Source organism: Bradyrhizobium sp. Unk1 (assembly GCF_059512345.1).
Genome location: NZ_JCAMOP010000225.1, coordinates 1 through 503, shown reverse-complemented (window position 1 = coordinate 503; position 503 = coordinate 1). Strand labels below are relative to the sequence as shown.

Genomic DNA, 503 nt, shown 5'->3' with positions numbered 1-503 from the left:
AGCTCGACGAGGTCGGTGAAGACGTCGGCCTGGCGGCGCAACTCGTCGGCGATCATCGGCGGCTGGCTTGCGATGGTGGAGATCACGGTGACCCGGACGCCGCGGCGCTGGACGGCTTCGACCAGGGAGCGGAAGTCGCCGTCACCCGAGAACAGCACCATCTGTTCGATGTGCTCGGCGAGCTCCATGGCGTCCACGGCGAGCTCGATGTCCATGTTGCCCTTGACCTTGCGGCGGCCGGAGGCGTCGATGAACTCCTTGGTCGCCTTGGTGACGACCGTGTAGCCGTTGTAGTCGAGCCAATCGATCAGCGGACGGATCGAGGAGTATTCCTGATCCTCGATGATCGCGGTGTAGTAGAACGCCCGCAACAGCGTCCCGCGACTCTGAAACTCCTTCAGCAGGCGCTTGTAGTCGATGTCGAAGCCCAGAGTTTTCGCCGTCGCGTAGAGATTGGCCCCATCGATGAAGAGCGCGATCTTGTTAGTGGCAGAAGGTGACAT

1 protein-coding gene is annotated in these 503 nt (G+C 61.8%); it reads right to left on the bottom strand.

The features are described 5' to 3' along the window. Positions 1-503 (bottom strand): LabA-like NYN domain-containing protein (locus AC5ZFO_RS48250; RefSeq protein ID WP_496124305.1); only part of this gene is annotated, 503 nt, incomplete at its 3' end.